An 8,654-nucleotide genomic window follows, 5' to 3' on the forward strand; every position below is an offset into this window, starting at 1 on the left:
CATCAAGGATCCTCGCTGCGCTCGGCCCGCTGCGCGGCGCCTGCGGCGTCCTTGACTGCGGGTCCCGGTCGGTCGGCTGTTCGGCGCGGTTGTCGGCACGGACTTCGTCCGCGCCGCCGCTATGCGGCCGCCTCCAGGCCGGTGGGCCGGGTGGAACGAGTTTCGATTGGGTAAGAACCGCACGAAAACCGGGCGAAACCATGCAGTTTCCGGCCAATCGACGCCCGGTCAGTGCCGAGAGCCCTCGATCTCCTCCTCGACCGGGTCGGGCAGGGTCCACCGCTCGCCGCGGCGCGGGTGGATGTAGCCGAGGTAGTAGACGAGACCGAGGGCCATGGTGCCGAGGCTGATCGCGAGCTGGGAAGGCGTGTCCTTGGCGACCTGCACGCAGACGTAGAGCATGCCGGCGATGAGCAGCAGCGGCGGCAGCGGCCACAGGGGCATCCGGTAGCCGCGTGAGGACGCGACACCGGGACGGCGCAGCCGCAGCGCGCACGCGCCGACGACGAGGTAGACGACGGCGACCGAGGCGCCGGTCGCGGTGATCAGCCACGACAGCGGGATGAACACCGCGGCGAGGACCGACAGCCCGCCCACCAGCAGGGTCGCGTTGGCCGGCGACCGGTAGCGCGGGTGCACCTTGCCGAGGACGTCGTCGACCGGCCCCGGCCAGGAGCGGTCGCGCGCCGACGCGTAGACCAGGCGGGCGATCTGGATGATGATCGCGATCACCGCGTTGACGATGGCGAGCGCGATGCCGACGCTGATCACGACGTTGAGCGCCTGGCCGCCGCGCGCGACGAGGAAGTAGTTCATAGGGGCGTCGCTGCCGAGGAGCGCCGACATGCTGGGCGCGCCGATCACGACGGCGGCGAGGGGGACGATCTCGACGACGGCGGTCACCACGAGCGACATCAGGATGACCCGGCCGATGGTGCGGTTGGCGTCCTTGGTCTCCTCGACGTAGTAGACCGCGGCGCCGTAGCCGTTGAACGCGAAGAGCGCGACGGGCAGCAGCGCCACGACGGCCGCGACACCGACCCCGTGCAGCCCGTCGGGGCCGGCGACCTGCGCGGAGAAGAAGCTGTCGAGGCCGCGCTGGGGGTGGAGGAACCCCAGCAGCGTCAGCACCACCAGAGCCAGCAGCTCGGTGGCCAGGAAGATGCCGGTGACCCAGGCGTTGGTGCGGATGTCGAGGATCGAGACCACGGTCGTCACCACGATCACCCCGACGCCGACCCAGCTGCCGCTCAGGCCCGACCACGCGGCGCCGAGGTAGTCGCCGGTGCCGAGCGCGATCACCGAGATGATGAGGATGCCGCTCACCAGGGTGAGCAGGAAGGTGGCGAAGCCGAGCGGGCGGCCCAGCAGCCGCGCGGCCCAGGTGTACTCGCCGCCCGTCACCGGGTACGTCGCCGAGAGCTCGGCGTAGCAGACCCCGACGAAGACCGCGGCGATGGCCGCGAGCACCAGGGTGAGCACCGACGCGCCGCCGACCCCGAGCAGGATCGCCGGGACGATGATGAACACGCTCGACGCGGGCGTCACCGACGAGAGCGTGATCAGGATGTTCTCGCGCATCGTCAGCGAGCGCGCGAGCTCCTGCTGGTAGCGGCCGGTCGCGCCGGCCGGGGCCGGCTCGTCGACCAGGTTCTCCAGGGGCGTGCCCTGCGGGTTGAGCTCTGCCATGTGCCCACCTTTCTTTGACGCACAATCAAAGAACTGCTTCGATACGCCTGTCAAGGGACGTTTGTACGATGGCAAAACCCTGATGAAGCGTCAGGAAAGTCGAACGACTGGAGGACGGGTGGCACGGTTCAAGGACCAGGAGCGGCGGCGCGACGAGATCGTGGCCGCGGCCCTGCACGCGCTGCGCGAGTCCGAGGCGGGCGCGCTGCGCATCCGCGACGTCGCCGCGCGCGCCGGCGTCTCCACGGGCACCGTCCACTACTACTTCGACGACGTCCAGGGGCTCCTCAACGAGGTCCACGCCCGCGCCCGCAAGCGCTTCTACGACGACCGGCTGACCCTGCTGACGCAATATCCCGACGCCCGCGACAAGCTGGTCACCGCGATCCGCGGCGGCCTGCCCGCCTCCCCCGACGACGACCTGGTCGCCGCGCTCTACCAGCTCGACGGCCAGCTCCGGTTCCGCGAGTCCAACTCCGAGCTGTTCACCGCGCTCTACGACACCCAGGTCGCGATCTACGTCGGCATCCTCGAGGTCGGCGTCGCACAGGGTCACTTCGAGCTCGCCGACGCCCCGTTCGACCTGGCGCAGAACCTGGTCGCCCTCGAGGACGCCTACGGCGAGCACATCGTCGTCGGCGTCCGGTCCCTCGACTACGCCCGCGTCGTCGAGCTGATCTGCGGCTATGCCCGTCTCGCCACCCGCTGTCCCGACATCGTCCCCGATCGAGAGGTCCCCCATGTCTGAGTCCCCCCGCGCCCGCGACCTCGTCGACCTGCCCGGCGAGCCCGGCCCCCACAACGCGATCACCGACGTCCCGGGCGTCACGGTCGGCGTCGAGACGCTGATCGAGGGCGACGCGGTCCGCACCGGCGTGACCGCGATCCTGCCGCGCGGGCGCGACGGCCTCGGTGAGCCGTGCGCGGCCGGCTGGTACTCCCTCAACGGCAACGGCGAGCTCACCGGCACCACCTGGATCGAGGAGTCCGGCGCGCTCTCCCTGCCGATCACGCTCTCCAACACCCACGCGGTCGGCGCCTGCCACACCGGCGTCGTCGAGTGGGTCAACGAGGTGCGGCCCGAGCTCGCGGCCGCCTGGCTGCTGCCGGTCTGCGGCGAGACCTGGGACGGCTACCTCAACGACATCAACGGCGGCCACGTCCGGCCCCACCACGCCCGCGCCGCCCTCGACGCGGCGACCGGCGGCCCGGTGCCCGAGGGCTCGGTCGGCGGCGGCACCGGCATGAACTGCTACGCCTTCAAGGGCGGCAACGGCACCTCCTCGCGCCGGGTGCCTTTCGGTGGCGAGTCCTACACCGTCGGCGTCCTGGTCCAGGCCAACTTCGGCTCGCGCGACGAGCTCGTCGTCGCCGGGCGGCCGCTGGGCCGCGAGCTGCGCGACGACAACCCGATGGAGACCACGCCCTGGTTCGAGCGCGACCTGGTGCCCGCCGGCGCCGGCTCCGTGATCGTCGTGGTCGCCACCGACGCGCCGCTGCTCCCCCACCAGTGCAAGGCGCTGGCCCGGCGGGTCCCGCTCGGCCTGGCCCGCACCGGCACCGCCGGCGGCCACTTCTCCGGCGACATCTTCCTCGCCTTCTCCACCGCCGACGCCCCCGGCCTGCGCTCCACCATGTCCCCCACGCCGACCGAGCTCGCCGCGCACCGGATGGTCCCCTGGGGCGCCATCGACCCGTTCTACACGGCGGTCGTCGAGGCGGTCGAGGAGTCGGTTCTCAACGCGCTCGTGGTCAACGCCGAGATGGTCGGCCGCAACGGCCACCGCACCCCGGCGTTCCCCCACGCGGCGCTGCGGTCCTAGAGACCCCGTACGACGTCGCGCAGCGCCTGCTCCGGGTCGACCCCGGCAGCGCGTGCCTCGGCGACCAGCGCCAGCAGCCGCTCGCCGAGGCCGTCGGCGGCGGGGTCGACCACCACCGGGTCGCCGGTCCGCTCGCGGCGGCCGAGCGCCTTGTCGGCGTACAGCAGGGCGGGCAGGGCCGACGGCAGGTCGGCGGTCGACGGCGCCGTGCCCTTCTCGGCGGCCTTGATCCGCTGCCAGCGGGCGTCGACCTCCTCGGCCGTCAGCGCGTCGTCGGACTCGTCGGAGAAGACGTGCGGGTTGCGGCGCCGCATCTTGGCGGTGATGCCGCGGGCGACGTCGTCGAGACTGAAGTCGCCGCGCTCCTCGGCGATGACGGCGTGGAAGACCACCTGCAGCAGCACGTCGCCGAGCTCCTCGGCGAGATGCGACCAGTCACCCGAGGCCTCGCCGGCGTCGATCGCGTCGACCGTCTCGTAGGTCTCCTCGAGCAGGTAGCGCACCAGCGAGCGGTGGGTCTGCTCCTGCTTCCAGGGGCACTCCGCGCGCAGTCGCCGCATCACGGCGACGAACTCGGCGACCGCGTCGGTCATCAGCCCTGCGGAACGCCCTGCGGCGCCTGCACCACGGCCGGGCCGCAGCGCTGGTCGGCGGGCAGCTTCGCGATCTGGTCGGGGGTGAGCCGGGTGGTCTCCTGCGCGGCCTTCGCCTCGGCGCTGACCGGGATCGACAGCGGGTCGGCGCCGAACACGGCAGTCTTGGCGTCGAAGTCGCCGAACACCGGGTTGAGCTCGACGTGGTGGTCGTCGAGCCAGCCGGTGATCAGGTCGATGCCGTTCTGGACCGCCTGGTCGCCGGTGGCCGGCGCGCCCAGCTGCTCGACCGGCGAGGTGAGCCGCTGCTGGATCCAGGTCAGCCACTCGAAGGAGTCGTAGTTGTCGTCGTCGATCGTGCCGAGCTCGCCCCACGCCGCCTTGACCGACGCCTTGTCGATCGGCTCGGGCGGCAGCGCCACGCCGTGCTCGGGCGCGAGGTGGTCGACCGCGACGGCCTGGGTCCAGCCGGTGACGAACTGGGCGCGCACCAGCGCGGTCGGCGCCGCCGTGGCCTGCGGGTTGGCGGCGCGCAGCGCGCAGTAGTCCTGCACCGCCCGGTCGACCTTGCGCAGCGACAGCGACTCGCCGTCGACCTTCGCCGCGAGACCGGGCTGCACCGCGTTGTCGGTGAGGCCGCAGCCCGCAGCCAGCAGTGCCGTCGCGGCGACGGCGGTGACGAGCGAGGTACGACGGCGCACGGAACCTACTCCTTGTTCATTCAGCGGGGTCGATGACCGAGTCGATCACGAGTCGCGCCCATTCAAGCAGGGCGATGCCCTCGATGGGGGTTCCCGTCTTGCCCGGTGTGCCGGGCCGCGGCACCAGGATCGACTCGAGCTGCTGCTTGACGATCGACTTGGGGTAGAGCCGGTTGAGCCGGATCGTCCGCGACTCCGGCAGCGTCACCGGGTGGAAGCGGACGTTCTTGCCGACCGTGGTGATCTCGCGGATGCCGGCCTGGCGGACCCGGGCGCGGAAGCGCGCGACCAGGAGGAGAGCGGTGACCTGGGCCGGCGGCTCGCCGTACCGGTCGTCGAGCTCGGCCTGGATCTCGTCGACGTCGGCGTCGGTGCGGACCTCGGCGAGGCGCTTGTACATCTCCAGGCGCAGGCGCTCGCTGGGGATGTAGTCGTGCGGCAGGTGGGCCTCGACGGGCAGCTCGATGCGGACCTCGTCGAGCTGCTCGGGCGCTCCCCCGTCGCTGCGGAAGTCGCGGACCGCCTCGCCGACCAGGCGGACGTAGAGGTCGAAGCCGACGTCGGCGATGTGACCGGACTGCTCGCCGCCGAGCAGGTTGCCGGCACCGCGGATCTCGAGGTCCTTCATGGCGATCGCCATGCCGCCGCCGAGGTCGGAGTGCTGGGCCAGGGTCGCGAGCCGCTCGTGGGCGGTCTCGGTGAGCGGCTTCTCGGTCGGGTAGAGGAAGTAGGCGTAGGCCCGCTCGCGGGAGCGGCCGACCCGGCCGCGCAGCTGGTGCAGCTGGGAGAGGCCGAGCGTGTCGGAGCGCTCGATGATCATCGTGTTGGCGTTGGAGACGTCGATGCCGGACTCGACGATCGTGGTGCAGACGAGGACGTCGAAGCGCTTCTCCCAGAAGTCGACCATCACCTGCTCGAGCTGGTGCTCCCCCATCTGGCCGTGGGCCGTCGCGACCCGGGCCTCGGGCACGAGCTCGCGCAGCTTGGCCGCGGCCTTCTCGATCGAGCTGACCCGGTTGTGGATGTAGAACACCTGGCCGTCGCGGAGCAGCTCGCGGCGGATCGCGGCGATGACCTGCCGGTCCTCGTAGCCGCCGACGTAGGTCAGCACCGGGTGCCGCTCCTCGGGCGGCGTGGTGATCGTCGACATCTCGCGGATGCCGGTGATCGCCATCTCGAGCGTGCGCGGGATCGGGGTGGCGGACATGGAGAGGACGTCGACGGAGGTGCGCAGCCGCTTCATCGCCTCCTTGTGCTCGACGCCGAAGCGCTGCTCCTCGTCGACGATGATCAGGCCGAGGTCCTTGAACTTGGTGTCGGCGTTGAACAGCCGGTGGGTGCCGACGACGACGTCGACACTGCCCTCGGCGAGGCCGGCGAGCGTCTCGGCGGCCTCCTTGTCGGTCTGGAACCGGCTCAGCGGCTTGAGCACGACCGGGAAGCCGCTCATCCGCTCGCTGAACGTGGAGAGGTGCTGGTTGACGAGCAGCGTCGTCGGCACCAGGACGGCGACCTGCTTGCCGTCCTGGACCGCCTTGAACGCCGCCCGGACGGCGATCTCGGTCTTGCCGTAGCCGACGTCGCCGCAGATCAGCCGGTCCATCGGGACGGTGCGCTGCATGTCGGCCTTGACCTCGTCGACCGTGGTCAGCTGGTCGGGGGTCTCGTGGAACGGGAAGGCGTCCTCGAGCTCGCGCTGCCACGGGGTGTCGGGACCGAAGGCGTGGCCCTGAGTGGCCTGGCGCGCGGCGTACAGCTTGATCAGCTCGGCGGCGATCTCGCGGACCGCCTTGCGCGCCTTGTTCTTGCGCTTGGTCCAGTCGCCGCCGCCGAGCCGGTCGAGGCTCGGCTGCTCGCCGCCGACATAGCGGGTGACCTGGTCGAGGGTGTCGGCCGGCACGTAGAGCCGGTCGGGCGGGCCGCCGCGCTTGGACGGGCCGTACTCGAGGACGAGGTACTCGCGGATCGCACCCTGGACCTCGCGCTGCTTCATCTCGACGAAGCGGCCCACGCCGTGCTGCTCGTGGACGACGTAGTCGCCGGCCTTGAGCTCGAGCGGGTCGATCTGCCGCTTGCGGCGCACCGGCATCGCGCCCTTGTCGCGCGTCGAGGCCTTGGCGCCGACGATGTCCTCGCCGGTGAGCAGCACCAGCTGGGCGGCCGCGTCGACGAGGCCGTGGGCGAGCGCGCCGCAGGTGACGGTGACGACGGCGGGGTCGAGCTCGGAGCCGGGCGGCAGGTCGTCGACGAGCCGGGCCGGTACGTCGTTGTCGCCGAGCGACTCGACCATGCGCTGGGCCGGGCCGTGGCCGACGTGGACGACGACGACCCGGTGGCCGTCGGCGCGCCACTGCGCGATGTCGGCGAAGGCCTTCGCCACGTCGCCGCGATAGGCCGGTGCGGGCTGCGCGGCGCTCGGCGTCTCCTCGTCGAGGCCGAACGGGCTGAACGTCCACCAGCTCTGGCCGAGCTCGCGCGCGTGGGAGCGGACGTCGCCGAGCACGTGGTAGGACGCCGCCTGCAGGTCGATCGGCGCTTGGCCGCCGCTGGCCGCCGTCGCCCACGAGGCGGCGAGGAACTCCTCGCTGGTGGCGACCAGGTCGTGCGCGCGGGCCCGTGCGCGCTCGGGGTCGAGGACGAGGACCTGGGTGTCGGCGGGCATCAGGTCGACGAGCAGCTCGAGCTCGTCGACGAGCGCCGGGATGAGCGCCTCCATGCCCTCGACGGCGATGCCCTGCGCGAGCTTGTCGGTGATCTCGAGGAGCTGCGGGTGCGTCGTACCGAGCTCGGCGGCGCGGGCCTTGACGGCGTCGGTCAGCAGCAGCTCACGGCAGGGCGGCGCCCACAGCCGGTCGATCTTCTCGATGGTGCGCTGGTCGGCGACCGCGAAGAAGCGGATCTCGTCGACCTCGTCGCCGAAGAACTCCACCCGCAGCGGATGCTCCTCGGTCGGCGGGAACACGTCGACGATGCCACCGCGGACCGCGAACTCGCCGCGCTTCTCGACCAGGTCGACGCGCGAGTAGGCCGCACCCACCAGCCCGGCGACGACGTCGTCGATCTCGGCGCTCGCCCCGACCGTCAGCTCGACGGGCGTCAGGTCGCCGAGGCCCTTGACCTGCGGCTGCAGCATGCTCCGCACCGGCGCCACCACGACCTGGACCGGCCCGGTCGTCGCGTCGTCGCCCGGGTGGCACAGCCGCCGCAGGACCGCGAGCCGCCGTCCGACCGTGTCGCTGCGCGGGCTGAGCCGCTCGTGCGGCAGCGTCTCCCAGCTCGGGTAGTAGGCGACCCCGGTCGGGTCGACCAGGTCGCCCAGCTCGGCCACGAGCTGCTCGGCCTCCCGTGTGGTCGCGGTGACCACGAGCACCGGCCGCCCGGCACGGGCCAGCCCGGCCACCAGGAACGGACGCAGCGCCTCCGGCCCGGTCAGCTCTCCGGTCGGCTGGTCGCCGCTCGTCGCCGCGGACAATGCGGCGGAGAGCGTCGGGTCGGCGAGGACGGCGTCGGCGAGGCCGGCGAGACTCACAGGGCACACCTTCGGTCGAGGGACAGCACGATCGCCCCCGTTCAAGATGCGACCGGGGGTGCGGCGACCAGCCTACGACGCGCTGCCGACAGCGGTTCGGGCGCGCAGGGGTGGCGCGGGGCCGGTGGCGCGGGTGGCACCGGAAATGCTTGCCGGATCCGGCAGGAATCGGGGCATTCGGGGAGGCGTTGCCGCAATGGCCTTGGCAAGGTCGGCTCAACATGTTGAGGTGGAGTCATGGCTCAGGCGACCGCTCCCGACACCGGCATCAGCACGATGCTGGCGTCGTTGCGCGCCGAGGCCGAGGTCCGTGACGCGT

At 72.0% G+C, this 8,654-nt stretch carries 6 protein-coding genes; 2 read left to right on the plus strand and 4 right to left on the minus strand.

The window, feature by feature from the left end; translation table 11 throughout:
- Window positions 1-228: 228 nt before the first annotated feature.
- The gene (locus AB4880_RS09370; protein ID WP_367918953.1) at window positions 229-1,689 is read right to left on the minus strand and encodes an APC family permease; all 1,461 of its coding nucleotides are present in this window, start codon (window positions 1,687-1,689) and stop codon (window positions 229-231) included.
- A gap of 118 nt (window positions 1,690-1,807) precedes the next feature.
- On the opposite strand from AB4880_RS09370, the gene AB4880_RS09375 reads away from it, so the two are divergent.
- A complete protein-coding gene (locus AB4880_RS09375; RefSeq protein ID WP_367918954.1) occupies window positions 1,808-2,437 on the plus strand; it encodes a TetR/AcrR family transcriptional regulator in 630 nt (209 codons plus the stop codon).
- Window positions 2,430-3,512, plus strand: a complete 1,083-nt coding sequence (locus AB4880_RS09380; RefSeq protein ID WP_367918955.1) for a DmpA family aminopeptidase — start codon at window positions 2,430-2,432, stop codon at window positions 3,510-3,512. The genes AB4880_RS09375 and AB4880_RS09380 overlap by 8 nt, the downstream gene beginning before the upstream one ends.
- Here AB4880_RS09380 and AB4880_RS09385 read toward each other — a convergent pair.
- The 3 genes from AB4880_RS09385 to mfd are packed head-to-tail and all read right to left on the minus strand — an operon-like array spanning window position 3,509 to window position 8,335.
- Window positions 3,509-4,105 carry a MazG nucleotide pyrophosphohydrolase domain-containing protein gene (locus AB4880_RS09385; protein WP_367918956.1) on the minus strand — a complete coding sequence of 199 codons (597 nt, stop codon included), beginning with the start codon at window positions 4,103-4,105 and terminating at the stop codon, window positions 3,509-3,511. The genes AB4880_RS09380 and AB4880_RS09385 overlap by 4 nt on opposite strands.
- Window positions 4,105-4,806 carry a hypothetical protein gene (locus AB4880_RS09390; protein ID WP_367918957.1) on the minus strand — a complete coding sequence of 234 codons (702 nt, stop codon included), beginning with the start codon at window positions 4,804-4,806 and terminating at the stop codon, window positions 4,105-4,107. The genes AB4880_RS09385 and AB4880_RS09390 overlap by 1 nt, the downstream gene beginning before the upstream one ends.
- Before the next feature lie 16 nt (window positions 4,807-4,822).
- Entirely contained in the window at window positions 4,823-8,335 is a 3,513-nt protein-coding gene (mfd, locus tag AB4880_RS09395; protein ID WP_367918958.1) for a transcription-repair coupling factor, read from the minus strand.
- Between the last annotated feature and the right edge of the window lie 319 nt (window positions 8,336-8,654).

This window comes from Nocardioides ginsengisoli (genome assembly GCF_039537225.1).
GTDB lineage: Bacteria > Actinomycetota > Actinomycetes > Propionibacteriales > Nocardioidaceae > Nocardioides > Nocardioides ginsengisoli.

Excerpts from the sequence above, each read along its gene's own strand:
- AB4880_RS09370 (WP_367918953.1), bottom strand. The coding sequence starts at position 1,689 with ATGGCAGAGCTCAACCCGCAGGGCACGCCCCTGGAGAACCTGGTCGAC.
- AB4880_RS09380 (WP_367918955.1), top strand. The coding sequence starts at position 2,430 with ATGTCTGAGTCCCCCCGCGCCCGCGACCTCGTCGACCTGCCCGGCGAG.
- AB4880_RS09385 (WP_367918956.1), bottom strand. The coding sequence starts at position 4,105 with ATGACCGACGCGGTCGCCGAGTTCGTCGCCGTGATGCGGCGACTGCGC.